This window comes from Streptomyces sp. LS-MS-L19, from assembly GCF_058382285.1.
On the sequence record NZ_JBYCLL010000001.1, the window covers coordinates 8,646,775 to 8,673,515 of the forward strand.

Below are 26,741 nucleotides of genomic sequence, written 5' to 3' on the forward strand. Positions count from 1 at the left end.
GTTCTCTCCCATGAGCATGGAGACCACAGCCTGGACACAGCTGCACAGTGTCATGAACGCCGAGCAGGAGCGCCGCCCGTTCGCCCGCGCGACGCTGCGCCGCATCGGCGCGTTCGCCCGACCGCACCGTACCCGAATCGCCCGTTTCGTCGTGCTCGGGGTGGCGACCGCGCTGCTCGCCGTGGCCACGCCCGTGCTCGCCGGGAACGTCGTGGACGCGATCGTGTCGGGAAACGACGAGGGCAAGGTCGTACGCCTGGCTCTGCTCATCGCGCTGATCGCGGTCGCCGAGGCGGCGCTCGGCATCCTCGCCCGGCGCCTGTCGGCCTCGCTCGGGGAGGGCCTCATCCTCGATCTGCGCACGGCTGTGTTCGATCATGTGCAGCGCATGCCGGTCGCGTTCTTCACACGCACTCGTACGGGAGCACTCGTCTCCCGTCTCAACAACGACGTCATCGGCGCCCAGCGCGCCTTCAGCAACACCCTGTCCGGCGTGGTCAGCAACCTGGTCACCCTGCTGCTGACGCTTGTGGTGATGCTCACCCTCTCCTGGCAGATCACCCTGCTCGCGCTCGCGCTGCTCCCCGTCTTCGTGATCCCGGCCCGCCGCATGGGCAGCCGGATGGCCCGCATGCAGCGGGAGGCGGCCACCCTGAACGCGGCCATGGGCACCCGGATGACCGAGCGCTTCTCCGCGCCCGGCGCCACCCTCGTCAAGCTCTTCGGCCGCCCCGAACAGGAGTCCGTGGAGTTCGCGGCCCGGGCCCGCCAGGTGGCCGACATCGGCGTCCGCACGGCCACCGCCCAGTCGGTGTTCATCACCGCCCTCACCCTGGTCTCCGCCCTGGCCCTCGCCCTGGTCTACGGCCTCGGCGGCTGGTTCGCCCTGCGCGGCACCCTGGAACCCGGCGCGGTGGTCTCCCTCGCCCTGCTCCTGACCCGCATGTACGCGCCGCTCACCGCCCTCGCCGGAGCCCGCGTCGAGGTGATGAGCGCGCTGGTCAGCTTCGAGCGGGTCTTCGAGGTGCTGGACCTGAAGCCGCTGATCGCGGAGAAACCGGACGCCCGCGAGGTCCCCGAAGGACCGGTCGCCGTCGAGTTCGCGGACGTCCGCTTCGGCTACCCCTCCGCCGACAAGGTCTCGCTGGCCTCACTGGAGGAGGTCGCCGCCCTCGACACCCGCGGCGGCTCCGAGGTCCTGCACGGCGTCTCCTTCCGCGCCGAACCCGGCCAGACCGTCGCGCTCGTCGGCTCGTCCGGCGCCGGCAAGTCGACGATCGCCCAGCTGCTGCCGCGGCTCTACGACGTCGACGAGGGCGCCGTCCGGGTCGGCGGCGTCGACGTCCGCGACCTGACCGCGGGCTCCCTGCGCGCGACCCTCGGCATGGTCACCCAGGACGGCCACCTCTTCCACGACACCGTCCGCGCCAACCTGCTGCTGGCCCGCCCGGAGGCGACCGAGGACGACCTCTGGGACGCCCTGCGCCGCTCCCGCCTCGACGCCCTCGTACGGTCCCTGCCCGACGGCCTCGACACCGTGGTCGGCGAGCGCGGCTACCGGCTCTCCGGTGGTGAGCGCCAGCGCATGACCATCGCCCGGCTCCTGCTGGCCCGACAGCGGGTCGTCATCCTCGACGAGGCCACCGCCCACCTGGACAACACCTCGGAGGCCGCCGTCCAGGAGGCGCTCACCGAGGCGCTGGAGGGCCGGACGGCGATCGTCATCGCCCACCGGCTGTCCACGGTCCGGGCGGCCGACCAGATCCTGGTGGTCGAGGACGGCCGGATCGTGGAGCGGGGGACACACGGGGAACTGCTCGCCCTCGACGGCCGCTACGCGGAGCTGTACCGCACCCAGTTCGCCTCGCACGGCGGCGAGGTCACCGAGACCGACGGCGAGGTCCCGGAGGCTGCCGCGGTCTAGTCGGTCACCGGGTGTCCGTCTCCCCGCCGGTGACCGCGAGGACCTCTCCGGTGACGAAGCTCGAATCGGCGTCCGAGGCCAGGAAGACATACGCCGGGGCGATCTCCTCCGGCTGCGCGGGTCGGCCGACCGGCGTCTCGCTGCCCACCTGGGCCAGGTCACCGGGAGGCATGTGCGGGTCGGCGACGTTCAGGACCGTCCAGGTGGGGCCGGGCGCCACGATGTTGGCCCGCACGCCCCGCGCCGCCAGATGCGGGGCGATCGACTTGGTGAAGGTGATCACGGCGGCCTTGGAAGCCGCGTAGTCGATCATGGTGGTGCTGCCCTTCAGCGCTTCCTCGGTGGCGGTGGCGATGATCGAGCCGCCCTTGTCCAGGTGGGGAAGGGCGGCCATCACGAGGTGGAAGTAGGCGTAGGCGTTCGTCTTGAACGTCCGGTCCCAGTCGTCGGCCGTCAACTGCTCCAGGTGCAGCTTGCTGTTGAGGTAGGCGGCATTGCTGACCAGGATGTTCAGCTGCCCGAGCTCCCGCACGGTCCGCTCGACGACGTCCCGGCAGAACTCCGGATCGCACAGGTCGCCCGGCAGCAGCAGACACCTGCGGCCCTGCTCCTCGACCACCTGCCGGGTCTCGTCGGCGTCCGGCTGTTCCCCGGGGAGGTAGACGATGGCGACGTCCGCGCCCTCCCGGGCGTACAGCAGCGCCACGGCGCGGCCGATACCGGAGTCACCCCCGGTGATCAGGGCCACCTTGCCGGTCAGCTTGCCCGCGGCCTTGTAGCGCTCGGCCCGGTACCGGGGCCTGGGGGTCATGTCCGACTCCAGGCCGGGCGGGTCCACCTTCTGCGCGGGAAAGTCCGGCTCGGGCTCCGAGGAGATCACCGGAGGGGTGTCGACGTGGTCCGGTCCTGCTCTCGCATCAGTTCTCCTTGCGCGGTTCGTCGGGAAACGACCATGACCGGGCGCGGGTGCCCTGGCCTCGCGGAGGGGAAACCGGAACCGGCGGCGGGGTCAGGGAACGAGCCGGTGCTGGTGGCCGGCGCGCCACTCGGTGAGCAGGACGGTGGCGTCGTCGTTCAGGCGGCCGCAGTGGTGGTCGAGCACCGCGTGCATCAGCCGGCGCAGGGTCTCGTGCAGCGTCTGGCGGTCGGAGTGGTGGCGCACGATGAAGTCGACGAACTTGTCACGGCCGAACCGCTCGCCCGCGGCGTCGCGGGCGTCGACGATCCCGTCGGTGTACAGCAGCAGCCGGTCACCCGGCTCCAGCTGCTGACGGTCGACGACGATCGGCAGCCCCAGGCCCGTCCCCATCGGGCCGGCCGGCGGGCAGACCAGCTCGACGGTCCAGCGGTGGTCGCGGATGACCAGCGGCAGCGGGTGACCCCGGTTGATCCAGGTCAGGTGTCCCGTGTCGAGATCGAGGTCGGCGAGGATGCCGGTGACGTAGCGGCTGGTCCCGAAGTGGGCCATGAGCACGTCCTCGACGGCCCGGCTCGTCTCGGCGAGCGAGGCCCCCTGGCGGCGGGCGTTGCGGCAGGCGGCCACCGCCAGGTTCGCGGTGATCCCCGCGGTGGTGTCGTGGCCCATCGCGTCGAACACGGACAGATGCAGGACGTTGCCGCTGACGGCGTAGTCGAAGGCGTCACCGCCCATCTCGTAGGCGGGCTCGCTCACCGCGCCCACGGTCACGTCCTGCCCGGCGAAGGCGGACGGCGGCATCAGCTTCCACTGCATCTCCGCCGCCACGTTCATCGGTTCCGTGCGCACCAGCCGGGCGAAGGAGTCACTGCAGGACCGCTTGCTGAGCAGGACCAGCGCCACCAGCGAGGCCAGGTCGCGCAGATCCTGCCGTACGGCCTGATCGTCCCCGTCCTCCGTGTCCGCCCGCAGCACCCCGATGCGCTCGACGCCGTCGGTCACCGGCACCCACCACCGGCGCCGGGAGCGTTCCTCGCGCGGGGGTTCGGCGACGATCGTCACCCGCTGGTAGGCGCGTCCGGGCAGGGTGCCGTCGATCCCCAGCTCCTCGCCGCCCGCCGCCGCGTCGAGCCCGCGGCCGGTGATCTGCCGCAGCAGGGTCTCGCGCAGGTCGACGGCGAAGACGGCCACGTCGTACAGCCCGGCCGCGCCCGCGCGTTCCGCGACGAGACCGGGCAACTGCTCCAGCGTCACCAGGTGCGCCTCCTGCAGCAGCAGCCGCAGCATCCTCCCCGTGTCCCCGGTGTTCACCATGCCGCCACCCCGGTCCCGCGATCGGATACCGTCCGCCTACCCGCGGCGGCACACCTGACTCCTGAGCCGCGGCCGTCACTGCCGAAGCCACAGTCCAGGGGCGTGGTGCCGGGCAAGGGGGCGGAGGCGGTCAGCCGTCCTTGCCCATGGCCTTGCGTACGGCGTCCCGCGTGCGGTCGACCAGGGCCGCCACCGGCCCCAGGGTCATGTTCTTGACCGCCGACTCGGTCCCGGGGTGGGGGTGGGTCGGCGCCATCGCCTCGGCCGCCTTCAGGGCGGTGGCCATGGAACCCAGGCGTGCCTTGTCCGCGTGCCGGCGGATGTGGTTGAACTCGTACCGCTCCTCCGCGCGGGCGTGCTTCATCACGTCCAGGCGCAGCGTGTGGAGTTCGGGCAGGAACTTCGGGTCGTCGGTGTCCATCCCGTCGAGCCGCGACAGGACCTCCTTCGCCTCGCGCTCCTCGGCCAGCCGCTCGTCCGCGACCTTCCCGCCGTCCGGCACGGACGTGCGGGTGAAGGGACGGATGACCTCCTCCTCGGCCGTCTCGTGCACGGCCAGAAGCCGCACCAGGCTCCGGAAGGCCGACCGGCGCTCGTCCCCGGACGTCCGCTCCACCTCGTCGAAGAGGTTGCGGATGTCACCGTGCTGACGCATCAGCAGGGCCACGACGTCGGCGTCGCTCGCGGCGATCCCGGCCATGTCAGCTCCTCTCCCGGGAGGCGACGTCGGGGTGCTCGCCCTCCGTCTCGATGCGGTACTCGCGGCCGAACATCTCCCGGTGCTGGGCCATCACCCGCTCGCTGGGCGGCTCCTCGCCGCCGTGGATCCGCTCCTGCATCTTCTGGAAGCGCTCGTGGGCGTCCCGGACATAGCCGGTGCCCAGGGTCGTCAGATCCATCTGGGTGTCCAGCAGACCCCGTACGAACTGCTTGTTCTCCTCGAACGTCAGCACGTTCGGCAGCTCCGGGGCGAGGATCTCCTGCGGCTCCCGGCCGTCGTGACGGCGCATCAGGTCGCAGGCGATCCGCAGGTGTTCGAGCTCCATGTTCAGGTGGAGCTCCCAGATCGCCTTCACCTTGGGGTCGGACTCCTGCTCCATGAAGGAGTGGTAGAGGTAGCACTCGTTGTACTCGTGGTTGACGAGCTGCTCCCACCACGTCTCGCCCGGGTCCACCAGGGACTCGTAGTGGGTGACGTGCTCCTCCTCCACCATGGCGATTTCCTGGTAGAGCTGGCGGGCGATCGGCTCCATGTACTGGGGGCCGACGTTCAGGTAGAAGTTCAGGGTCTGCTGCTCGGCCGACATGATGGTCAGCGCGTGCAGCCGGGACAGCGGGTTGACCGTCGTGCGGTCGTAGGGCTCGCGCACGTTGTCGACCGGGTGCCGGTGGTGGAACTTGGTCGGCCGTCCCGGCATCACCTCGGTGAGGCCCTCCACGATCGACTCCGCCTTGCGGTGCTCGATCATCTCGTAGAGGTTGGAGTACCGGTACAGGTGGTCGAAGTCCTCCAGGACGCCGAACTCGTACGCCTGCTTGAGGTACGGGTCGGGCTCGTGGCGGGCGATCCAGCCGGTGAGGTCGACCGCGACCTGCTCGTAGGAGATCGTCGTCTCCAGGACCGAGGCGAGGCCGGGCAGCAGCCAGTTGACGGCCTTCTGCTGCTGTTGCTCGATGTAGCGGACCTCCGCCAGCCGGCGTTTGACCTCGGGGTCGGGACAGTGGCGGGCGAACTGGTGGCTGAAGAGGATCGCCTCGACCTCGATGCCGTTCATCGTGATGACACGGCACTTGGTGTACGGGTCACCGCGGTCGGGGTCGACGGGTTCGACGTCGAGCTCCCGCCAGTTGCGCAGCTGGCGGTCCAGGGGGATGCCTTGGTGTTCCAGTGGGTTGAAGCCCATGAGGGTCTCCTCGGCTGATGGCCGGAGCGGAGCCGCGCGGGTACCCGTGGCCGGCCGGTGTAACCGGCGGATGAAGGTCGTGTGGAGGATGTGGTCGGACCGGCGGGAGGAGGGCCGCCGGACCGGCGCGGTCCGGGCAGGTCACGTCGGCGTGTTCGTCCCGGCCGCGGCCGTCGACGTCGGTTCCGGGGGCGGGGCCGGGAACAGCAGCGCGGTGGCGGCCCGGGAGTGCAGCACGTCCAGCGTCTTGATCTGCCGTTCGGCCCGGCGCAGCAACTCCTCCAGACGGTCGGCGTCCAGCCGTGCGTCCTGTGCCGACGCGGCGAGCAGCCCGCGCCACAGGGCCGCCTTGCCCTGCGCCCCCAGCCGCAGTGCCTCCAGTTCGATCAGCAGCGCGAGCCCGGAACGGCGCACCAGCCGCCCGTTGGGCTTCGCCCGTCCGGCCTTCTCACCGAGCCAGGCCCCGTACACCTTGTAGTGCCGGACCGGGACGTCGAGGTCGGCGAGGAGCCGCACCAGTGCCTGCCGGTCCTGCGCGATCTCCTTGCGGAGGTTCTCCAGCGCCTCGCCGAAGGGCGACCCGCGGTGTTGCTCCGCCGTGCGGCGGGCCAGCTCCGCGCCTGCCGTCGCGCCCGCCAGGTGGTCGTTGAAGTAGATCACCAGCCGCTTCTGCCGCACCCGCCCGTCCTGGGAGGTCTGTGCCGTCGTGTTCATGGTGCCCCTCCGGCTGCCGCGTCCTGTGCCGGCCTCCGAGTGCCCCCGCAGGGCAGGTCCACCGCCTCGTCCGCCGCGCCGCGGAACCCCGGCGTCGGCGCCGCGCTCACGGCCTCACTCCTGCTCGTGTCCCTCGGCGTCCACGACGTCACGCTTGCCCGAGTGCTGCTTCTGGTCCCACTCGACCGTCTCCGGGTGGTGCAGGTCGAAGGCGGGGGACTCGGAGCGGATGCGCGGCAGGGCGTTGAAGTTGTGGCGCGGCGGCGGGCAGGACGTCGCCCACTCCAGGGAGCGGCCGTAGCCCCAGGGGTCGTCCACCTCGATCCGCTCGCCCTTCTTGGCGGTCTTCCACACGTTGTAGAGGAACGGCAGGGTGGACAGGCCCAGCAGGAACGCGCCGACGGAGGAGAGGGTGTTGAGGGCGGTGAAGCCGTCGGCGGCCAGGTAGTCGGCGTAGCGGCGGGGCATGCCCTCGGCGCCGAGCCAGTGCTGGACCAGGAACGTGGTGTGGAAGCCGACGAACAGGGTCCAGAAGTGGATCTTCTCCAGGCGGTGGTCGAGCATGGTGCCGATCATCTTCGGCCACCAGAAGCTGAACCCGCCGAACATCGCGAAGACGATCGTGCCGAACAGGACGTAGTGGAAGTGCGCCACCACGAAATAGCTGTCGGTGACGTGGAAGTCCATCGGCGGCGACGCGAGGATCACCCCGGTCAGCCCGCCGAAGAGGAAGGTCACGAGGAAGCCGGCCGCCCACAGCATCGGCGGTTCGAAGGAGATCGAGCCCTTCCACATCGTGCCGATCCAGTTGAAGAACTTCACCCCCGTCGGTACGGCGATCAGGAAGCTCATGAAGGAGAAGAACGGCAGCAGCACGGCCCCGGTGGCGAACATGTGGTGCGCCCACACGGTCACGGACAGACCGGTGATGGCGATCGTGGCGCCGATCAGACCGACGTAACCGAAGATCGGCTTGCGGGAGAACACCGGGATGATCTCGCTGATCACCCCGAAGAAAGGCAGCGCGAGGATGTACACCTCGGGATGCCCGAAGAACCAGAACAGGTGCTGCCACAGCAGCGGTCCGCCGTACTGGGCGTCGAAGACGTGCGAGCCGAAGTGCCGGTCGGCCTCCAGGGCGAGCAGCGCGGCCGCCAGGACCGGGAAGGCCAGCAGGACGAGCACCGAGGTGAGCAGCACGTTCCAGGTGAAGATCGGCATCCGGAACATCGTCATGCCGGGGGCGCGCATGCAGATGATGGTGGTGATGAAGTTGACCGCGCCGAGGATGGTGCCGAACCCGGCCAGCGCCAGCCCCATGATCCACAGGTCGGCGCCGACGTAGCCGCTGCGGAGGGGGCCGCTGAGCGGGGTGTACGCGGTCCAGCCGAAGTCGGCGGCGCCCTGCGGGGTGAGGAAGCTGCCGAGCACGATCAGCCCGCCGAACAGGAACAGCCAGTAGGAGAACATGTTCAGCCGCGGGAAGGCCACGTCCGGCGAGCCGATCTGGAGCGGCATGACCGCGTTGGCGAACCCGGCGAAGGTCGGCGTCGCGAAGAGCAGCAGCATGATCGTGCCGTGCATGGTGAATGCCTGGTTGTACTGCTCGTTGGAGAGGAACTGAAGTCCGGGGCGGGCCAGCTCCGCCCTGATCGCCATCGCGAGGACCCCGCCGATCAGGAAGAAGCAGAACGAGGTGATCAGATAGAGATGGCCGATCTTCTTGTGGTCGGTCGTGGTCACCCAGGACACGATCACGCGGCCTCTGCTGAGCCGCTCCGCCGTCGGGACCGGAGCGACCGGTTCGGTGTGTGTGGCCATCAGCCCGCCCTGCCGTGCATCGAGGGGTCTGCATGTCGGGCAGCGTGTAACCAGCCTGCCGGAACCTAGTCCTGCCAGTTTGTTCCTCGACCCGCACGCGAACCCCGATAGGCGGCGCGGCGTGTCCGGGCCGGCGCGCTGAGGCTGTGGGCGTCCACCGTCAGCACGCCGAAGGGCCGCCAGGACCGCCCTGATGCCCCTGACACCGACACTCGTGATGCCCCGGCTGTTGCGGCTGTCTCCGCGCACAGGTCGAGGACGAGCGTCCGGACGCCAGGGCGTCGCGCAGCCGTGCCGGGTCGCCGTACACCGGCGCCGGCCGGGACCGGCGCGGGAAGGCGGCCAGGACGCCGCGCCGGTCCCCGACCCGGTAGGGGAGGAGGCTGGAGTACGGACCGCCCAGGACGTCGGTGCGCGGCAACGGGACATGACGGGTGATCCGGCCGCGGCCACAGCTCGTCATCAGCAGGTCCAGCGTGCGGCCCGCGCCGTGGGCGTCCGCCACGCGCACCGCCAGGCCCGGTCCGCCGCCCGAGGTCCTGGTGCTCGTCCCGCCTCACGGACCGGACCAGCCGCTCTCCCACTCCGCGCGCTCCTCGCCCTGCTCGGGCTCCTCGTCCTCCGTGTCGTCGCCCTCCGCCTGTGAAGGCGTGGTCCGGGGCGTGTCACGACGGCCGGACGTCTCCTCCTCCGGTACGTCTTCCTCGCGCTCGCCCTCCGCCTGGGACGGGGTCTGTTCACTCATCGTCGGTCCTCCTACGGATGTCGGCTGTCCGGGGTGGGTATGCCGTGCTGGGGGTGCCCTGCCGGCCCTTGGGGGAGAGGTGCTCCTCGGAGCTCGTGGGCACGCGGTGCAGCAGCTGATCGTCCGGCTCGCGGGTACCCCTGGCCGGGTGTCCTCACTCCGGCCCCAGGCCGTATGTCCTCACTCCGGCGCCAGGGCCACCGTCGTCGTGACCCGGGTGAGCGAGGGCTCGCCCGGCACGGACCCGAAGCCGAAGCGCACGGGTGGGGAGACGGGTGCCAGGGCGCCGAGGTCCTCGCCCTCGAGGACCGCCGACACCGCCCGGATCGGCCGCAGGTCCCGGGCGCCGTACCACTCCCGGCGGCCCGCTCGCGCACTGCCGCGGGTGCGCACGCCGGGCAGCAGCACGCGCGCGGGGAGGGACGTGACCGTGCACCAGGCCGGCTGCCGGGCCAGTACGCCGGGCACCGCGCGCAGCAGCAGTCCGAGGGCTCGGCTGCGCCCCGTCGTGAAACGCAGGTCGAGCGGGCCCGCCGAGACGCTCCAGGTGTCGCCGGTGACGTGCACGGCGACCGGGACGAGCCGCACGGTGTCGAAGACATAGGTGCCGCTGACGAAGTCCGCCGTCTCCCGCGTGGGGGCCAGCAACAGCCGTTCCCCGTCCGGCCGCTCCAGCATCACATCGCTGAACGCGCCGAACGGCGACCGCGGCCAGTGCCCCAGCACGACCCGGGTCCCGGAGGCCGTGCCCAGGCCGGCGATCCAGCCGTCGAAGCGCAGCCGCCGCGATCCGCCGGGGCCGCGCGTCGGCCCGCTCACGCGCGTCGGCCGGCTCACGCGTGTCGCCCGCTCACGCGGAGGAGGGGCGGGAGGCCCCCAGTCGGACGTGACCGACCCCCGGGGAGTAGTGCACGACGGGCTCGCCGAGCGGGGCGGGCAGTCCGGCCGCTCCGGTCAGCGTCTCCACCACCACGTCGACGGCCGCGCCCGCCAGCGGCCAGGGCTCGTGTTCCACCGGTGTCTCCCAGACACGGCCCAGCCGACGGGTGTACGCCCGCCAGCGCGAGGTCAGCCACACGTCCCGCTCCGTCGGCCGCAGAGGGGCGCCGGGACGGACGTCCAGGCGGTACGAGACGCGGCCGGCCGCTCGACACCCCACGTACGACACGGTGTCACCGTCGGTGGTGACCCGCAGACGTCCCAGGGTGTAAGGCGCCCCGACGGCACGAGCCGCCAGCATCACCGGGCAGGCCACCAGGATGGACAGGAACCAGATCCCGTCCCGGCCGTCCTCACGCCGCACGTAGGTCCGCAGGTTGGTCTCCGCGAACGTCGGGAGCCCCGGTACCGCGGCGGGAACGCCCGGGGCGCGCACGTCCGCCATCACGAACGGCGTGAGACCCACCCACGCCATCCCGTCGTACTCGTCGACGACCAGTTCCCGGGGCAGTAGCGCCTGCACCGCCTCCGGACGGAACGGCCAGTGGACGAACGCCTGCCGGAGCCAGCGGGCCCGCAGAGCCGGCACCCGCACCCGCTGCTCCGCTCCGTACGCCACCACGCCCGCCGGGTCCCCACCCGGGCGCCGGGGAAACGCACAGGCCGCGGGGGCGGGGGTGCGCTGTGCGGGGGCGTTGGACACGGTGGTCGTGACGCGGGCCCGGTCGCCGGAGACCGTGGTCGTGACGAGGGCCAAGGGTGCGGCGGTGTCGCACCGGGTGGTCCTCCACCGGACCGGGTGGCCCTCCACCGGCCCGCGTTTCTGGTGGCGGGCCACGGGCACTCGCGACGCCATGAATCAGAGTCGTCCGCCGATCGCCGACAGCTCACTCGCCCTCCTCGCCAAGGGGTACACCTGGCTGCCCGACCGACGGCGCCGTACCGCCGCTCCGCTCGTGCGCACCCGGCTGATGGGTCGGCACGCCGTCGCCCTGCACGGCCCGGAAGCAGTGCGGTTCTTCTACGACGAACGGCATGTGGAGCGGGGGACGGCACTCCCCGGCCCGGTGCTGAGCACCCTGTTCGGTCACGGAGCCGTGCACACCCTGGACGGGCAGGCACACCGCGGCCGCAAGGAGATGTTCCTCTCCCTGCTCACCGGGCCGCAGCGGGTCGGCGAGCTGGTCGACAGCGTCACGGCGGCGTGGGACGAGGCGGTGGCGTCGTGGTCCGAGCGCCCGGTCGTCCTGTTCGACGAAGCGAGCCGGATCCTCACCCAGGGGGTCTGCCGATGGGTCGGCGTCCCCTTGGCCGACGCGGAGTCCACGGCCCGGGACATGGTCGCGATGGTCGACGGCTTCGCCACACCGGGACCGCGCCACTGGCGGGCCCGCCGGGCGAGGGCCCGCAGCGAGGCCTGGCTGGCAGGCCTGGTCGAGGAGATCCGGGCGGACCGGGCCACGGCTCCCGCCGGTTCGGCGCTGGAGGCCGTCGTCCGCCACCGGGACAGCGACGGCTCGCTCCTGGACCCGCACACCGCCGCCGTCGAACTGCTCAACGTCATCCGTCCCACCGTCGCCGTGTGCTGGTTCGTCTCCTACGCCGGCCACGCACTGCGCACCCCCGGGGTCAGGGAACGACTGCGCGAGGACGACCCCGCCTACGCCGTGGCGTTCGCCCACGAGCTGCGGCGCTTCTATCCCTTCGCGCCCTTCCTCGGCGGCCGGGCCGTGACCGACCTGGAGTGGCGGGGCGAGCCGATCCCGGCCGGCACCCTGATCCTGCTCGACCTGTACGGGCAGAACCACGACGCCGACCTCTGGGAGGAGCCGTACGCCTTCGCCCCGCAGCGCTTCGTGGGCCGGCCGCCGCAGCGCGACGAACTCGTGCCGCAGGGGGGTGGGGACCGGACCACCGGCCACCGCTGCCCCGGCGAGGACGTCACGGTCGCCCTGCTCGCGGCCCTCGGACCGCGGCTCGCCCGGCTGGACTACGACGTACCCGAACAGGACCTGCGCATCCCGCTGAACCGCATGCCGACGAGGGTGCGCAGCGGTTTCGTCATCCACGCGGCCCCCGTGCGGGTTCCGGCGACCGCGCACTGACGGCCACCGGTCAGTTCCGGCCACCCGGCCGGCACTGCCCGCCCGGTGTCACACCGGGCGGGCAGCTTCTTGTCCCTCGGAGCGGTGCCTGCTGAGCGGTCAGTTCCTCGACAGGTACGGGGGACCCGATCGCCCGGCACCGGTCAGGCGGCCGCCGCAGCGCGGGTCATCCTGCGTCCGGCGGTCACGGCCGCTCCGGCCAGCGCTGCGGCGACGGCGGTCCTGCGCAGCGCGGTGCGTCGCCGCCCGTGCCAGCCGCCGTGCACCGCGCCGTCCCCGGACGCCGGTACGTGCAGCGCGCCGTGGGTGGCCGGGGCCTCCTCGTCGTGATCGAGATGGCCCTTGTCCGTCTGCCGTGCCATGGCCCGCTCCGCGAGCCCGGGCGCGAGCCGGGACTGGCGTACCAGAGCACGGCCGGCGGGACCGACGACCACCTCGCGGCGAGGATGGCGTACGAGGCCGACGACCGCTGCGGCGACGCGTTCCGGGGTGTAGACCGGCGGCATCGCGACGACCTTGTGCCCGGTGTAGTTGGCCGCCTGCTGGAAGTGCGGGGTGTCGATGGTCGCGGGCATCACGGTGCACACGTGCACGTCCTTCAGCCCCTCCACCCTCAGCTGCTGCCGCAGGCTCGAACCGAGCCCCTGTACGGCGTGCTTGGACATGCTGTAGGGGTGGCTGTACGGCTGGGACACGGCCCCCACGATGGACGAGATGTTGATCAGCGTGCCGGTGCCCTGCTCCCGCATCACCCGCAGTGCGGCCCGTGCCCCGTGCACGTATCCCATCACGTTGACGTCCAGGACCCGGCGGAAGTCCTCCAGCGGTACGTCCTCGAAGCGGCCGAAGGCGTTGACCGCCGCGTTGTTCACCCAGACGTCGATCCGCCCGAACTCGGCCACCGCCCGCCGCGCGAGGTTCTCGACCGCCCCCGCGTCCGTCGTGTTTGTCGGGACGACCAGGGTCCGTGCCCCGCGATGCTTCCCGCACTCCCGGGCCGCCGCCTCCAGCGCCTCCTCGCGGCGCGCGGCCAGCACCACGGCACAGCCCTTCCGGGCGAAGGCCTCGGCCGTGGCCCGTCCGATCCCGCTGGACGCTCCGGTCACCACGACCACGTGATCGCGCAGTCCCATACATCCTCCTCATGCGTGCCGAGCCGGGCGGACCGCACACGACCCCCGTCCGGTGACGCGGCCCGCAGCCCTCCGAGTGCCCGACGCGCCTCGACCGACACGCGCTTGCCGAGCGGAAACCGATCGGTGTACCTTGCTGGAAACCGATCAGTTTCCACTGTGTACCGGGAGTCAGAGCCATGACCGCACACGCCACGTCCTCGATCTTCGTCATCGGCGGAACAGGGGCTCAGGGCATGCCCGTCGTCCGCGCCCTGGTCGCCGACAAGAAGTACTCCGTCAAGGTCCTCACCCGCGACGCCGGCAGCCCCCGGGCCCAGGAGCTCGTGGCGCTCGGCAACGTCTCCGTCCTGGAAGGGACGTTCGCCGACGAGGACGTACTGCGCGAGGGGTTCCGCGGCTGCGACGGCGCGTTCATCAACATCGACGGGTTCAACACCGGCGAGAAGACGGAGACCTACTGGGCCATCCGTACGTATGAGATCGCCATCGAGGAAGGCGTCAAGTTCTTCGTCTACGGCAATCTCGACTACGCCCTCAAGAAGTCGGGCTACGACTCCCGGTTCCGCACCGGCCACTACGACGGCAAGGGCCGTATGGCCGAATGGGTGCTGTTCCAGAACGAGAAGAACCGGGACCGGATGGGGGCGGCGGTCTTCACCTCGGGCCCCTACATCGAGATGGTCATCTCACCGCTCACACCCATGACGCCCTCCGTCGAGGAGGGCGTCGTCACCTGGCGGGTCCCCCTCGGTGACGGGGCCGTCCCGCACGTGTCCCTGGAGGACTGCGGGTTCTACGTCCGCTGGCTCTTCGACAACCCGGAGCGGGCCAACGGCATGGACCTCGAAGTCGCCATCGAGCACATGACCTACGCCGACATGGCCGCGGCGTTCGAGAAGGTCACCGGGCATCCGGCGCGGTACATCGACACCGACCTGGACACGTACTGGAGTCATCCGGACCTGACGGGGATCGCCGAACACCCCGCCGGGTACAACGCCGACCCGAACGACAAGAGCACCATGAGCTTCCGGGACAATTTCACCGGCTTCTGGAACGTGTGGAAGCACGGCATCATCACCAGGGACTACGCCCTGCTCGACGAGATCCACCCGACCCGGATCAGGACCGCCGAGGAGTGGTTCCGCCGGGAGGACCGGCTGGGCAGGGAACTCGGCAAGGGAAGCCTCTGGGAGAGGGTCCAGCCGGAGAACTGGACCATGGACTCCGCGGTCCTCAAGAGCAGCGCGGACTTCAGGACGGGCACGTTGTGAGGACCCCGGCCCCTGGCCACCACGTCCCGCCGCAACGCGGTTCGTGACCTCCGCTACGTCGTCTCGCGCTGGATGAGTGCCAGGATGTCCCCCACGTCGGGCCGGCTCGGCGCCGCCGGAACCGGAGCCCCGACCGTCGCGAGGATACCGGCGGTGAGATTGCCGGCCGCCGCGGTGAGGTCCATCCCGATGGTGGTCAGGGCCGGTACGGCGAGCGAGCTCACCGGGAGGTCGTCGACACCGATGAGCGCCAGGTCGTCCGGGATGGCGATGCTCTGGGTGCGGCAGCTCGCCAGGACCGCGAGAGCGATCAGATCGTTGAACGCGGCCACCGCCGTCACCGGGGTGGCGCCCCGCGTCCACTCCACGACGGCGTCCCGGGCGCTCTCCCGCGAGTAGCGCATGCCGACCACCTGCGGCGCCGGAAGGCCGAGAGCACGGCAGGCCTGCGTGGCTCCCTCCAGGCGCGGCAGGCAGAAGGGCCGCTCGCGCGGGTCGTCCAGCGCGGCGTAGCCGATGTGCCGGTGCCCGCGCGCCGCGAGGTGCTCGATCTGGAGCCGCCCGATGTCCTGCTGGCTCAGCCCGGTCAGATTGCTGCCGTCCGGGGTGAACACACCGTCGATCAGGGGGATTTCGGCCCGCCGCAGTGACTGCGCGTCGACGGGCGGCAGGCTGCCGAACGCGACGACCACCGCCGGCTGGACGTGCTGCCACAGCTCGGCGAGCGGCGTGGCCGTACCGGCGTGATGCAGGTACACACAGGTGTAGCCGGCCTCGCCCAGCGACCGGCCGAGGGCCAGTTTGAACTGCTCCATGGCCTCCGCCACCGGCAGGTCCGGAACCACGCAGAGCACGACGTTGCTCCGGCCCTTGCGCAGCGCGCGGCCGGCCCCCGACGGCACGTAGCCCAGGCGCTTCGCCGTCTCCAGCACCCGTTGGCGGGTCTCCGCGGAGAGGCCGTGCTCGTCCCTGCCGTTGAGCACGAAGCTCACGGTGGTCTGCGAGACCCCGGCCTCGCGCGCCACGTCCTTGCTGGTGACCCTCGGCAATGCCCCTCCCCACCTCTTGCCATGCCTTCACGCACAGGCTACGGTACGGCGATCAGCGATCTAATACGTATTAGATTCTATTGGGTCGCCGCATCGGTCGCCGCAATGGCCTGCCGGGGGACGCCCCGCACCCGTTCTTGCTCGAGCCGCCCACCCCGAACCCATCGCCGCGTTCCCGCGCGCCAACGGGGTGGATCCACCAGAAGAGAGATCTGTCATGGACGACACGATCCCCGTCACGACCGACACGACACCCGACCGCGCTCTCGCCTCCGCCGATCCGGTCCGCCTGGGCCGCCTGCTCGCCTTCGTCTTCCCGGCGACCACGGCGATGTACGCCCTGTTCAACGGCATCGGCGTCATCCTGCTCCCCGCGCAGGTGGCCGACCTCGCGCCCGGCTCCAAGGTCGGCGTGCTGGCGCTGCTGACGACGCTGGGCGCGGTGGCCTCCATGCTCGCCCTCCCCGCCGGCGGAGCGCTCTCGGACCGCACGCGGTCCCGGTTCGGACGACGCACTCCCTGGCTGGTGGTCATGGCCGGAGTGTCCGCGCTTCTGACGATCGCCATGGGCCTGAGCACCGGACTGGTCGCCCTCGCGATCCTGGTCCCGATCCTGTGGTTCACCTCGAACTTCTACGGCGGGGCGATCTCGGCGATCCTGCCCGACCGGGTGCCCGTGGCCAGACGTGGCATCGCCTCCGCGATCATCGGTCTCGGCACGCCCGTGGGCATCCTCTTCGGCGTCAACCTGGCGAGCCGGGTCAGCCAGCTCTGGGCCTACACCGTTCTCGCGCTGGTGCTGTTCGTCACGACGCTCGCCCTCGTGACCGGCGCGCGCGAGCCCTCTTCGCTCGACCTGGTGACGGAGAGGCCGAAGGACCGGGGCAGCAGGACCGCGGCCGTCCGGGCGTTCTTCCGAGCCTTCGCCCACCGTGACTTCGCCCTGGCCTTCGCCAGCCGGTTCGGCCTGTTCCTGGCCTACTTCACGGTCTCCGGCTACCTGTTCTTCGCCGTGCAGGACTACATCGGCGCCAAGAACGTCCCCGGCGGCGATGTCGCCCTCGCGGTCAGCACCTTGTCGACCGTCTCGTTCGGCACCTGGATCGCCGTCGCCACCCTCTGCGGCTGGCTCGCCGACAAGCTCGACCGACGCAAGCTGTTCATCGCGATCAGCGCCCTCGGCCTGGGCCTGTCCCAGCTCATACCGATCGTCAGCCACAGCTGGGGCGCGATGCTCGCGTACTCCGCCGTCTCGGGCGCTTCGCTGGGCACGTACTTCGCGGTCGACCTCGCCGTCATGTCGCTGGTCCTGCCGGACAAGGAGAGCGAGGGACGCGACTTCGCCATCCTCAACGTCGCCACCGGCCTGCCCCAGCTGGCCGCCCCCGCCATCGCCGGCTCACTCATCGGACTCGGCGGCTACGGCTCACTGTTCCTCGTCAGCGGCGCGTCCGCACTGGTCGCCGGCGCGCTGGCCATGGCGATCCGCTCGATCCGATAACCGTACGGAGCCCTCCATGACCCTGGTCACCACACCCGAAGGGGTGTCGCTCGACTACGACACCTTCGGCGACCCCGACCACCCCCCGCTGCTGCTGATCCAGGGCCTCGGAGCCCACCGGCTCGGCTGGCGTGCCGACTTCTGCCGGCAACTCGCCGACGAGGGCTTCCACGTCGTGCGCTTCGACAACCGGGACGTCGGCCTGTCGCAGAAGTTCCCGCAGGGCGGCTACACCCTGGCCGACCTGGCGCACGACACCGCGGGCCTGCTCACCGCGCTCGGCATCCCCGCGGCGCACATCGTGGGCCAGTCGATGGGCGGCATGGTCGCCCAGCAACTCGCCCTCGACCACCCCACCCGTGTCCTCACCCTCGCCCTCGTCTACACCGCGCCCAGCGCGGACTTCCTCGCCGGACGCGACCTGGTCGACGAGCGGACGCAGCGCCCCCGCGCCCGCGACCGCGACGAGGCGATCGCCCTGTACCTGGACAACGAAGCACCGTGCGCCTCACCCGGATACCCCCAGGACACCGCCTGGCTGAGTGAACTCGGCGGCCGGATGTACGACCGCGACTACGACCCCGACGGCGTCGAGCGGCAGCTGGAAGCGCTCGACAGATCTCCCGACCGCACGCCTCACCTGCACCGCATCACCGCGCCCACCACCATCCTCCACGGCGACGGCGACCGCCTGATCGGCCCCGACGGATCCAAGGTCATGCACGAACTGATCGCGGACTCGAAGCTGACCATCTACCCCGGCATGGGCCATGAGCTTCCCCAGCCGCTCTGGCCGCAGATCATCACCCAGATCCGGGACAACGCGACCCGGGGGAGTGCGTGACATGACGGCAGCACAGATCCAAGGGCACGTCTCCCGCGGCTTCGAACCTGTGGCCGACGCCTTCGCCGACAACTTCCGGCTCCGTGGCGACACAGCCGCCTCCTGCGTGGTGTACGCCCAGGGCGCGCCGGTGGTGGACATCTGGGCCGGTCGGACCGCCCGGGGCGCCTGGACTCCCGACGCCCGCACCGTGGTGTTCTCGGTCAGCAAGGGCGTCACCACCGTCTGTCTGCTCATGGCCGCCGAGCGCGGCCTGATCGACCTCGACGCCCCGGTCGCCAAGTACTGGCCGGAGTTCGCCGAGAACGGCAAGGAGGCCACGACGGTACGGCACCTTCTCGCGCACCGGGCCGGCCTGGTCGCGCCCGAGGCGGACCTGACACTGGAGGATCTGCGTGCCTGGGAACCGGTGGCGGACACCCTGGCCCGCCAGGCACCGGCCTGGACCCCCGGCACGGCGTACGCCTATCACGCCCTCACCTTCGGCTGGCTGGCCGGCGAGGTGCTGCGCCGGGCCACGGGACTGCGCCCCGGCCAGTGGCTGAGCCAGTACGTGGCTGATCCCCTCGGGCTGACGATGACGTACGGCGCCGACCCCGAGTCCGCCGACCTCCATCCCCTCGCGGACCCCCTGCCCAGCACCGACCCCGAGGCCGTCGCCGTGATGGCCGAAGCCCTCGCCTCACCCCTGGTCGAACGCTCCGTCAGCCTGGGCGGTCTCTACGACGTCGCCCGGATCTCCCGGATCGCCCACACGGAAGCATGGCTGTCGGTCGAGATGCCGGCCGGCAACCTCGTGACCGACGCCCGCAGCCTGGCACGGCTGTACGCGGCCACGGTCGGCGAGGTCGACGGCGTCAGACTGCTGGGCCCGGACACCGTCCGCGACGCCCTGGTGGTGCGCTCCGAGGGCCGCCCGTTCGTGGGCCCGGACGCGAACAGCGGCTGGGGCACCGGCTTCATGACCAGCTCCGCCCACCGGCCGATGATCGGCCCCGGCAGCTTCGGCCACGACGGCCTGGGCGGCTGCCTCGGCTTCGCCCACCTGGACGCCGAGATCGCCTTCGCCTACCAGACCGCACAGCCCGGCGGCCTCCCCGACGACCGGGCCGACGCGCTCAGCCGCGCGCTGCGTGCTTGCCTGTGAAGCCCGGCTCCGGCACGTCACACAGGAACCACTCCACCGAAGAACCAGAGATCAGGCCATGACCACGACATCTCCACGCCCCACCGCTCCGACGCCCCCGAGCCGGGCCACCCGCGCGGCGAACCGGCTCCTGACGCGCCTGATGCGGCTGCCGGGCACCCGGCACGGCTACCGGGTCGAGCGGAACATTCCGGTCCCCGCCCGAGACGGCGCCGTCCTGATGACGGACCACTACGCCCCCGTCACCGACCGGCCGAAGGGCACAGTCCTCGTGCGCACACCGTACGGCCGTGGCTTCCCGCACGACCTGGAGGCGAGGGTCTACGCGGACCGCGGCTATCACGTCGCGCTCCAGAGCTGCCGCGGCACGTTCGGCTCCACCGGAACCTTCTACCCGATGGCGAACGAGGCCGACGACGCCCAGGACGCGGTGGCCTGGCTGCGGACCCGGCCCTGGTTCGACGGACGGCTCGCCACTGCCGGGGGATCCTATGTGGGCTGGACCCAATGGGCGCTGCTGATGGACCCGCCCCCGGAACTGCGCGCCTCCCTGATCGCCGTGGCCCCGCACGACATGCACGACGCGGCCCACGGCAGTGGAGCGTTCCGTCTCGGTGACTTCCTGGCCTTCGCCGAGATGGTCGTCAACCAGGAGCGGTACCCCGGGCTGCGGGGTGTGCCCCGGATGCTCACCCTGAACCGGCGGCTGGCCCCGGTCTTCGGCGCCCTCCCGCTGGCCGACGCGGCCGACGCGGCGACCGGGCACCAGGCGCCGTGGTTCCGGGAATGGCTGACCACTCCGGACCGCGACGACGCCGTGTGGGACCGGCTCAAACTGGGCGAAGCACTGGAGCGGGTGAACGTCCCGGTGCGGCTCACCGCCTGCTGGCAGGACCTCTTCCTCGACCAGACCCTGCACCAGTACGCGTCGCTGCGTGCGCGCGGGGTCGACGTGTCGCTCACCATCGGCCCCTGGACCCATCAGGAACTGGGCCAGAAGGGCATGGGAGGTCTGCTCCGCGGCAACCTCGCATGGCTGGAGACACACCTCGCCGACGCGAAGCCGTCACACGAACCTCCCGTGGAGGTGTACGTCACCGGGCAGAACGCCTGGCGACACCTGGACCAGTGGCCACCGGCGGGCGGGGATACAGTGCGCTATCTCCAGCCGGACGGCAGGCTGCTGGCCGACGAGCCGAGTGCCGGCGCGCCGTCCTCGTACATCTACGACCCTGCGAACCCCACCCCGACCCTCGGTGGCCCGCTGCTCACCCTCGACGGCGGGGTCAAGGACAACGCGAAGCTGGAGGGCCGCCCCGACGTACTCACCTTCACCACCGACCCGTTGACCGCGCCGCTGGAGATCATGGGAACACCCGTCGTCGACCTGGCGCACACCAGGAGCAACCCGCACGCCGACGTCTTCGTACGCCTCTGCGACGTCGACCCCGAGGGCGTCTCCCGCAACGTCGCCGAAGGACTCGTCCGCCTGGATCCCACCTCGCCCATCGACCAGGTGCGGACCGTGCGCGTGCGGCTCGACGCCTGCGCGCACGAGGTGCAGGCCGGACACCGGATCCGGCTGCTGATCGCCGGCGGCTGCCATCCCCGGTACGCACGCAATGAGGGCACCGGCGCCCCGCCCGGCACCGGAACCGAGCTGCGGCCCTGCACCCACACCGTCCACCACGACAGCGGCGCGGTGTCCCGCGTCAGCCTGCCGACGCCTGTCCGCCCTGCCCCGCACTGAGCCCGTCCAGCAGGAGGTCCCCGAGCTCGGAGAAGGCGTCGCCTGCGGTCAGGCCGGTGCTGTCCAGGAGGGCCCCCGACTGGACCGCGTCGATGGTCACGGCCACGACCTGGGCGGCGAACTGCCCGTTGAGCGCACGGAAGACGCCGGCCGCCACGCCGTCCTCGATCAGCTGGTGGACCCGGTGCGCGGCGGCGGCGGAGTTCTTGCGGTAGATCTGCGCGGTCGGTTCGTAGCCGACCATGTCGTCGTAGAAGGCGTTGGAGTGGCGGCGCATGGCCGTGCCGACGCCGGCGAGGTAGACCCGGATGCGCTGCCTGGGGTCGGGCTCGGCCTGCACGGCCTGCTCGATCCCGGCGGTCGCCTCCCGGAAGAAGGCGCGCGTGACCGCCAGGACCAGCTGTTCCTTCGTGGGGGCGAGGCTGTACAGCGTCGCCTTGGAGCACTCCAGCCGTTGGGCGAGCTCGTCCATGGTCACCGAGGTGAAGCCTTCGGCCAGGATGATCGCCTCGGCCTGGCGCAGCAGTTCGTCCCGTCGGCGCGTGTCGACGACCCGCCTGCGCGTCGTTCGGCGCGGTCGTCGGTCACGCGAGTCAGTTGGCGCTGTCACCGCAGCAGTCTCCCACGGGCGCCGTCACCGGAAACGGCGGGCCGTGACCTGGGACGTACGCCGAGGGGGTGCGGCCGGTCTGCCCGGCGGCACCCCGACGCCGTCACCGGATCGAGGAGCCGATCGAGATGCCGCCGTCCACGTCCAGGACGACACCCGTGATGTAGCCGGCGGCCTCACTCGCGAGGAAGGCCGCGGCTTCGGCGATGTCCTCGGGCCTGCCGGTGCGCCGCATGGGGATCTTGTTCGTGAGCTTGTCGCGTGCCGGACCGTTCATGGAGGCGAGCATGGGGGTCTCGATGAGGCCGGGTGCGATGGCGTTGGCGGTGATGCCGTGGCGGGCGCCTTCGAGGGCGAGGGTGCGGGTCATGCCGACGATCCCCGCTTTGGCGGCCACGTAGTTCGTCTGGCCGAAGTTCCCGCGCCAGGACATGGAGGAGAAGCTGACGATACGGCCGTAGCCCTGGCGTCTCATCGGGCCGAACGCGGCGCGGGCGCAGTGGAAACCGCCGGTCAGGCTGACGCCGACGACCGCGTGCCAGTCCTCGTCGGTGATGTCCTCGACGCGGTTGTCGCGGATGATGCCGGCGTTGTTGATCAGCACGTCGAGGCGGCCGAGGCCGGTGGTGATGCCGTCGATCCAGGCGTTGACCCGGCCCGAGTCGGTCACGTCCACCACGTCGGTGCGGGCGCCGGGCATGGCTTGGGCGGCGTCGGTGAGGGCCTGTTCGTTGACGTCGGCCAGCGCGACCGTGGCCCCCTCGGCGGCGAACCGGGTCGCCATGGCGAGGCCGAGACCTTGAGCGGCCCCGGTGATGGCGACGACGCGTCCCTGGTAGCGATTCACGTGTGGTCCGCTTTCGTGGGTCGGGGAGTGAGGAAGTCCCGCAGGGCGTCGGCCACCGAGCTCGCCCTCCAGTTGTCGGCGAAGACGGCCAACTCCTCGCGCAGGGCCTGCTCGGGGGCCATGCCGTCGATCCGGTGCAGCAGTGCCTTGAGGTGGTGCTGGGCCGGGCTGTTGCGGTCGGCCAGCTGGTGGCAGATGCGGGTGGCGGTGGCGTCGAGCTCGGCCTCGGGCACGATCGCGCGGATCCAGCCGGTGCGGGCGAACGCGGTCGCGGGCAGCAGCTCGCCGGTGAGCAGCAGCCAGCGGGACAGGCCCCGGCCGACCGCTTCGGGCAGCCGTACGCTCGACCCGCCGGCCGGCACCAGGCGCCGCTGGAGGTGGCCGTCGCCGATCAGCGTGGTGTCGGCGGCGACCACGACATCGCAGGCGAGGGCCAGTTCGAGGCCCCCGGCGACCGCGTGACCGTGCAGCACGGCGACCCAGGGTTTCGGGCTGGCGGCGATCCGGCTGAAGCAGGCCGACACGTCGGTCAGGAAGTCGACCGGGTTGTCGCCCGCGTCGTGGATCTCCAGGAACTGGTGGAAGTCACCTCCGGCACAGAAGCTCGGTCCGTTTCCCGCCACCGCGACGACCGCTGTGTCGGGGTCGGCCTCGGCGCTGGTGATCTGCTTGTCCAGCGCCTCGATCAGGGTCACGTCGAGGGCGTTGCGCCGTTCGGGGCGGTTGAGCAACAGCCGTCGGACGGGGCCGTGTTGCTCCACGAGCAGGGGGTCCGTGCCGGTCAAGGTCGCTCCGGGGTGGTCAGTTCGGTGCGTCGGCGCTTGCGCAGCAGGTAGCGCTGGGTCTTGCCGCTGGGTGTCTTCGGCAGGGTGTCGATGAAGTGGACCTGCCGTGGGTAGGCGTGGGCTGCGTACCGGGTCTTGACCAACTGCTGCAGCTCGGTGGCCAGTTCCAGCGAGCCCTCGACGCCTTCGCGCAGGACGACGTACGCCTCGATGACCTCGCCGCGGACCTCGTCGGGTGCGCCGATCACGCTGCACTCGACGACCGCGGGGTGCTGGGCGAGGACGCTCTCGATCTCGAACGGCCCGATCCGGTACCCGGCCATGATGATCACGTCGTCGTCGCGGGAGGAGAAGAAGAAGTCACCGTCGGCGTCCACGCGCCCGGCGTCGCCGGTGAGGTAATAGCGGCCGTCCGACGTGAACTTGGAGGCGCTCTGCCCGGGGATCTGGTAGTCGCGGAAGGTCATCAGCGGGCTCGCCGCGACGTCGATCGCGACCCGGCCCAGCACGTCCGGTCCGGCGGCCTCGTCCTTGTCGTCGGCCAGGACGGTGAGGCTCCAGCCGGGTACCGGCCGGCCCATCGATCCCGTCTTGAGCGGACGGGCGAGTTCGGGATGGTGGTGGTTGGCCAGGGGCATGCCGACCTCGGTCTGGCCGAAGTGGTCGTGCACGGCCAGGCCGAGCGCCGTGCCGGCCCACTCGTTGACCTCGGGGGTCAGTGGCTCGCCCGCGCTGGAGGCCCGTCGCAGGCGGAGGCCGTGCGGCACGGGCGCCGAGGAGGAGCGCAGTCCGCGGTACACGGTGGGGGCGGCGGTGAAGTCGGTGACCTGGTGGTCGAGGAGGGTGCGCCAGGTCGTCCCGGCGGAGAAGCCGCCGCTCAGGAGCAGGCTGGGGATGCCGGCGGCCAGCGGCGCGACGATCGCGGAGTACAGCCCGTAGGCCCAGCCGGGGTCGGCGGCGCACCAGTAGCCGCCGTCGCGGGTGACGCCCAGGCCGTACTCCAGGTAGATCTGCCAGCCCGCGATGTAGGAGACGGGGTGGATGACGCCCTTGGGCTTGCCGGTGGTGCCGGAGGTGAACATGTGCACCAGCGGGCCGTCCCCGCTCGTGACGACTGCGGGCAGCGGCTCCGGGGACGCGGCCGCGACAAGGTCCGCCAGAGACCTGTCCTCGCCGGACACGGCCGTTCCAGTGACGATGACGCGGCGCAGGGGGTCGTCGGGCATGTCGGGGCCGGGGTCGAGTTTGTGGCGCTGGTCCGGGTCGACGACCACGACACGCGCACCGGCGCCCTCCAGGCGCAGGGCGATGGCCTGAGGGGCGAACGCGGTGAACAGCGGGACGTAGACAGCGCCGAGCCGCCAGATCGCCAGGATGACGGTGACCAGGTCGGTGCTCTTGCCCATCAGGGTCGCCACCCTGTCACCGGGGCCGACTCCGAGCCCTTGCAGGGCCCGTGCGTACCGGTGCGAGCGGGCGGCGAGTTCGCCGTACGACAGCGTGGACGCCTTCCCGTCGCTGTCGACGACGGTGAACGCGACGCGGTCGGCGGGGTGCCGGTCGCACAGCAACTCGGCCACGGTCAGGGAGGGTGCCGCGAAGGTCGCGGTCAGTTCGGCGACACGGTCGGCGGCGCTCACGACGGGTCCTTGCGGTCGATGACCGGCAGGATCAGACGGCTCGGGTGGTCGGGCCCGTGGTGGATGTGGTTGATCGCGGGGATCATCTCCTCCTCGCTCTCGTGGGCGATGACGCCGCCGGTGTTGGTGTTGCGGTCGTAGCGGGGGAAGTTGCTGCTGGAGATGTCCACGCGGATGCGGTGACCGGGCAGGAACACATTGGAGGTGCCGGTCATGTCGACGGTGATCTCGTAGACCGTGCCGGACTCCATCAGCTCCTCGGCGGCGAGTCCGTTCCGGTAGCGGGTGCGCAGGATGCCGTCGCACAGGTTGATCGCCCTGCCGTCCGGGAAGACGTCGACCAGCTTGGCGGTGAAGTCGGTGTCCACCGCCGACGAGGACACGTACAGGGTCAGGCCGACCGGGCCGGTGACCTCGACGGCCTCCTCCAGTACGGGAGTTGCGAAGCACAGCACGTCCTCGCGGGCGGCGACCGTCCGCTGGTCGACCGGGCCGCAGAACCCCGGCGTCGTCGGCATGGACGCCCCGCCGGCCGAGGGAACGGGGCGGCGCGGGTCGTACAGGTAGGTCTCGTGCCCGGCGTCGGCAGGCGCCTCGGTGGTCAACACACCCGCGCCGTCAGCAGTGTTGGCGCGACCGGTGCTCGTGAGGTGGAAGTCGGTCCACCGGGTGTCGGGCAGCGGCCAGTCCTGCTCGTCGCGCCACTGGTCGATGCCCATCACGAAGAGCTTGACCGGCGCCACGCCGTCCAGCGCGGAGGTGTCGCCGCGCAGCCAGCGGTCGTAGAACTTCACATGCAGGCCGGTCATGCCCATCATCCGGGCGCCGGCCAGCGGGCCGAAGGAGCGGTCGCGGTAGACGCCGTCGGCGGCGGGGCCGTGGTCCCACGGGCCGATGACCAGCCGCTGCCCCTCACGCGCCTCCGCCGTGCCGGCCTTCTGACGGGCGGTGACGTAGGTGCGCAGGGTCTGCCCGATGTAGAGGTCGTACCAGCCGCCGATGTTGAGCGCCGGCACGGTGACGTTCTTGAGCTCGGGCGTGAGCTCCATGGCGTCCCAGTACGCGTCGTGGGAGGGGTGGGCCATCCAGTCGTCCCACCACTTGCCGTACTCCTTCAGGACCGGGACCTCGGCCGTCGGCAGCACGTCGTTGAGGACCTCGTGGGAGAGGACCGCCTGGCCGAGCTCCTGCAGCTGGGACAAGGTGTCCTCGCCGCGGGCCAGGGACCGCTGCGCGTCGGCCGCGTACATCATGGCGTTCCACAGCGTCACCAGGCTCAGTGAGAGGGCGCCGCCCGGGCCGTACCAGGGTGCCTCGTAGTTGTCGATCGAGGTACAGGACGGTGCGATCGCCTTGAGGCCGGGGGTGCCGGTCACGGCGGTCTCCCACTGGACCATCCCCAGGTAGGACGGCCCGTACATGCCCACCGTGCCGTCGGACCAGGGCTGCTCGGTGATCCAGGCGACGGTGTCCTCACCGTCCTTGCGGTCGGCCATGTGCGGCACGAACTCGCCTTCCGAGCGGTGGGTGCCCCGACAGTCCTGCACCACCACGGCGTAACCCGCCTCCAGCAGAGCCTGGGTGTCGGGCATGAGCGCGTGGCCGGCGCCCATCAAGACGTCCTTGCCGTACGGCAGCCGCACGAGCAGCGCCGGAGCCCGGCCCTCGGCCGGATGCCACACGTTGGCGGCGAGAGCCACGCCGTCACGCATCGGGACCTGGACGTCTATGTCGTACAGATGCTGCATCGGTGCTCCTCGTCGAGCCGACGGCGTT

The 26,741-nt window shown here is 71.3% G+C and carries 23 protein-coding genes; 7 read left to right on the forward strand and 16 right to left on the reverse strand.

Features of this window, described 5'->3' with window-relative positions:
- Positions 1–16: 16 nt before the first annotated feature.
- Positions 17–1,924 carry an ABC transporter ATP-binding protein gene (locus tag AC2XR2_RS38495; protein WP_491518574.1) on the forward strand — a complete coding sequence of 636 codons (1,908 nt, stop codon included), beginning with the start codon at positions 17–19 and terminating at the stop codon, positions 1,922–1,924.
- Between the two features lie 4 nt (positions 1,925–1,928).
- On the opposite strand, the gene AC2XR2_RS38500 is transcribed toward AC2XR2_RS38495, so the two are convergent.
- The 9 genes from AC2XR2_RS38500 to AC2XR2_RS38540 form a co-directional block, all read right to left on the reverse strand.
- The gene (locus AC2XR2_RS38500; protein WP_491518575.1) at positions 1,929–2,801 is read right to left on the reverse strand and encodes an SDR family oxidoreductase; all 873 of its coding nucleotides are present in this window, start codon (positions 2,799–2,801) and stop codon (positions 1,929–1,931) included.
- Positions 2,802–2,933: 132 nt separating this feature from the next.
- Entirely contained in the window at positions 2,934–4,154 is a 1,221-nt protein-coding gene (locus AC2XR2_RS38505; protein ID WP_381295949.1) for a PP2C family protein-serine/threonine phosphatase, read from the reverse strand.
- A 130-nt stretch (positions 4,155–4,284) separates the two neighbouring features.
- Complete coding sequence (locus AC2XR2_RS38510; protein WP_449350377.1) at positions 4,285–4,854, reverse strand: hemerythrin domain-containing protein; 570 nt, start codon at positions 4,852–4,854, stop codon at positions 4,285–4,287.
- 1 nt (position 4,855) lies between these two features.
- Positions 4,856–6,058, reverse strand: coding sequence for a hypothetical protein (locus tag AC2XR2_RS38515; protein ID WP_491517620.1), 1,203 nt, complete (start codon positions 6,056–6,058; stop codon positions 4,856–4,858).
- A gap of 141 nt (positions 6,059–6,199) precedes the next feature.
- A complete protein-coding gene (locus tag AC2XR2_RS38520) occupies positions 6,200–6,772 on the reverse strand; it encodes a hypothetical protein (protein ID WP_381295954.1) in 573 nt (190 codons plus the stop codon).
- A gap of 114 nt (positions 6,773–6,886) precedes the next feature.
- Positions 6,887–8,593, reverse strand: a complete 1,707-nt coding sequence (gene ctaD, locus AC2XR2_RS38525) for an aa3-type cytochrome oxidase subunit I (protein ID WP_491517621.1) — start codon at positions 8,591–8,593, stop codon at positions 6,887–6,889.
- Between the two features lie 556 nt (positions 8,594–9,149).
- Positions 9,150–9,338, reverse strand: coding sequence for a hypothetical protein (locus AC2XR2_RS38530; RefSeq protein ID WP_381295958.1), 189 nt, complete (start codon positions 9,336–9,338; stop codon positions 9,150–9,152).
- Between the two features lie 180 nt (positions 9,339–9,518).
- On the reverse strand, positions 9,519–10,157 hold the full coding sequence (locus AC2XR2_RS38535) for a hypothetical protein (protein ID WP_491517622.1): 639 nt from the start codon (positions 10,155–10,157) through the stop codon (positions 9,519–9,521).
- Positions 10,158–10,188: 31 nt separating this feature from the next.
- Positions 10,189–10,899, reverse strand: a complete 711-nt coding sequence (locus tag AC2XR2_RS38540) for a YqjF family protein (protein ID WP_491518576.1) — start codon at positions 10,897–10,899, stop codon at positions 10,189–10,191.
- Positions 10,900–11,131: 232 nt separating this feature from the next.
- On the opposite strand from AC2XR2_RS38540, the gene AC2XR2_RS38545 reads away from it, so the two are divergent.
- Complete coding sequence (locus AC2XR2_RS38545; protein ID WP_491517623.1) at positions 11,132–12,382, forward strand: cytochrome P450; 1,251 nt, start codon at positions 11,132–11,134, stop codon at positions 12,380–12,382.
- A 143-nt stretch (positions 12,383–12,525) separates the two neighbouring features.
- On the opposite strand, the gene AC2XR2_RS38550 is transcribed toward AC2XR2_RS38545, so the two are convergent.
- Positions 12,526–13,515 (reverse strand): SDR family oxidoreductase, encoded by a 990-nt coding sequence (locus AC2XR2_RS38550; protein ID WP_491517624.1) that lies wholly within the window; start codon positions 13,513–13,515, stop codon positions 12,526–12,528.
- A 179-nt stretch (positions 13,516–13,694) separates the two neighbouring features.
- On the opposite strand from AC2XR2_RS38550, the gene AC2XR2_RS38555 reads away from it, so the two are divergent.
- A complete protein-coding gene (locus AC2XR2_RS38555; protein WP_491517625.1) occupies positions 13,695–14,792 on the forward strand; it encodes an NmrA family NAD(P)-binding protein in 1,098 nt (365 codons plus the stop codon).
- A gap of 53 nt (positions 14,793–14,845) precedes the next feature.
- Here the strand turns inward: AC2XR2_RS38555 and AC2XR2_RS38560 are convergent, their stop codons facing one another.
- On the reverse strand, positions 14,846–15,841 hold the full coding sequence (locus AC2XR2_RS38560; protein WP_491517626.1) for a LacI family DNA-binding transcriptional regulator: 996 nt from the start codon (positions 15,839–15,841) through the stop codon (positions 14,846–14,848).
- A 217-nt stretch (positions 15,842–16,058) separates the two neighbouring features.
- On the opposite strand from AC2XR2_RS38560, the gene AC2XR2_RS38565 reads away from it, so the two are divergent.
- From AC2XR2_RS38565 to AC2XR2_RS38580, 4 genes are read left to right on the forward strand one after another with little or no spacing between them, the layout of a single operon-like run.
- Complete coding sequence (locus AC2XR2_RS38565; protein WP_491517627.1) at positions 16,059–17,342, forward strand: MFS transporter; 1,284 nt, start codon at positions 16,059–16,061, stop codon at positions 17,340–17,342.
- A 16-nt stretch (positions 17,343–17,358) separates the two neighbouring features.
- Complete coding sequence (locus AC2XR2_RS38570) at positions 17,359–18,186, forward strand: alpha/beta fold hydrolase (RefSeq protein WP_491517628.1); 828 nt, start codon at positions 17,359–17,361, stop codon at positions 18,184–18,186.
- A gap of 1 nt (position 18,187) precedes the next feature.
- Positions 18,188–19,333, forward strand: coding sequence for a serine hydrolase domain-containing protein (locus AC2XR2_RS38575; RefSeq protein ID WP_491517629.1), 1,146 nt, complete (start codon positions 18,188–18,190; stop codon positions 19,331–19,333).
- A gap of 58 nt (positions 19,334–19,391) precedes the next feature.
- A complete protein-coding gene (locus tag AC2XR2_RS38580; protein ID WP_491517630.1) occupies positions 19,392–21,083 on the forward strand; it encodes a CocE/NonD family hydrolase in 1,692 nt (563 codons plus the stop codon).
- On the opposite strand, the gene AC2XR2_RS38585 is transcribed toward AC2XR2_RS38580, so the two are convergent.
- From AC2XR2_RS38585 to AC2XR2_RS38605, 5 genes are all read right to left on the reverse strand, one after another.
- Positions 21,046–21,693, reverse strand: coding sequence for a TetR/AcrR family transcriptional regulator (locus AC2XR2_RS38585; protein WP_381295978.1), 648 nt, complete (start codon positions 21,691–21,693; stop codon positions 21,046–21,048). The two genes, AC2XR2_RS38580 and AC2XR2_RS38585, sit on opposite strands and share 38 nt — an antisense overlap.
- A gap of 103 nt (positions 21,694–21,796) precedes the next feature.
- Complete coding sequence (locus AC2XR2_RS38590) at positions 21,797–22,540, reverse strand: SDR family oxidoreductase (protein WP_449350366.1); 744 nt, start codon at positions 22,538–22,540, stop codon at positions 21,797–21,799.
- Complete coding sequence (locus AC2XR2_RS38595) at positions 22,537–23,325, reverse strand: enoyl-CoA hydratase/isomerase family protein (RefSeq protein ID WP_491517631.1); 789 nt, start codon at positions 23,323–23,325, stop codon at positions 22,537–22,539. The genes AC2XR2_RS38590 and AC2XR2_RS38595 overlap by 4 nt, the downstream gene beginning before the upstream one ends.
- Positions 23,322–24,965: an AMP-binding protein gene (locus AC2XR2_RS38600; RefSeq protein WP_491517632.1), complete on the reverse strand. Its 1,644-nt coding sequence runs from the start codon at positions 24,963–24,965 to the stop codon at positions 23,322–23,324. The genes AC2XR2_RS38595 and AC2XR2_RS38600 overlap by 4 nt, the downstream gene beginning before the upstream one ends.
- Positions 24,962–26,713 (reverse strand): CocE/NonD family hydrolase, encoded by a 1,752-nt coding sequence (locus AC2XR2_RS38605; RefSeq protein WP_491517633.1) that lies wholly within the window; start codon positions 26,711–26,713, stop codon positions 24,962–24,964. The genes AC2XR2_RS38600 and AC2XR2_RS38605 overlap by 4 nt, the downstream gene beginning before the upstream one ends.
- Between the last annotated feature and the right edge of the window lie 28 nt (positions 26,714–26,741).

Coding starts and splice junctions, on each gene's coding strand:
- AC2XR2_RS38495 (WP_491518574.1), top strand. CDS start 17: ATGGAGACCACAGCCTGGACACAGCTGCACAGTGTCATGAACGCCGAG.
- AC2XR2_RS38580 (WP_491517630.1), top strand. CDS start 19,392: ATGACCACGACATCTCCACGCCCCACCGCTCCGACGCCCCCGAGCCGG.
- AC2XR2_RS38555 (WP_491517625.1), top strand. CDS start 13,695: ATGACCGCACACGCCACGTCCTCGATCTTCGTCATCGGCGGAACAGGG.
- AC2XR2_RS38505 (WP_381295949.1), bottom strand. CDS start 4,154: ATGGTGAACACCGGGGACACGGGGAGGATGCTGCGGCTGCTGCTGCAG.
- ctaD (WP_491517621.1), bottom strand. CDS start 8,593: ATGGCCACACACACCGAACCGGTCGCTCCGGTCCCGACGGCGGAGCGG.
- AC2XR2_RS38570 (WP_491517628.1), top strand. CDS start 17,359: ATGACCCTGGTCACCACACCCGAAGGGGTGTCGCTCGACTACGACACC.
- AC2XR2_RS38545 (WP_491517623.1), top strand. CDS start 11,132: ATGAATCAGAGTCGTCCGCCGATCGCCGACAGCTCACTCGCCCTCCTC.
- AC2XR2_RS38605 (WP_491517633.1), bottom strand. CDS start 26,713: ATGCAGCATCTGTACGACATAGACGTCCAGGTCCCGATGCGTGACGGC.
- AC2XR2_RS38575 (WP_491517629.1), top strand. CDS start 18,188: ATGACGGCAGCACAGATCCAAGGGCACGTCTCCCGCGGCTTCGAACCT.
- AC2XR2_RS38520 (WP_381295954.1), bottom strand. CDS start 6,772: ATGAACACGACGGCACAGACCTCCCAGGACGGGCGGGTGCGGCAGAAG.
- AC2XR2_RS38515 (WP_491517620.1), bottom strand. CDS start 6,058: ATGGGCTTCAACCCACTGGAACACCAAGGCATCCCCCTGGACCGCCAG.
- AC2XR2_RS38565 (WP_491517627.1), top strand. CDS start 16,059: ATGGACGACACGATCCCCGTCACGACCGACACGACACCCGACCGCGCT.
- AC2XR2_RS38510 (WP_449350377.1), bottom strand. CDS start 4,854: ATGGCCGGGATCGCCGCGAGCGACGCCGACGTCGTGGCCCTGCTGATG.
- AC2XR2_RS38530 (WP_381295958.1), bottom strand. CDS start 9,338: ATGAGTGAACAGACCCCGTCCCAGGCGGAGGGCGAGCGCGAGGAAGAC.
- AC2XR2_RS38550 (WP_491517624.1), bottom strand. CDS start 13,515: ATGGGACTGCGCGATCACGTGGTCGTGGTGACCGGAGCGTCCAGCGGG.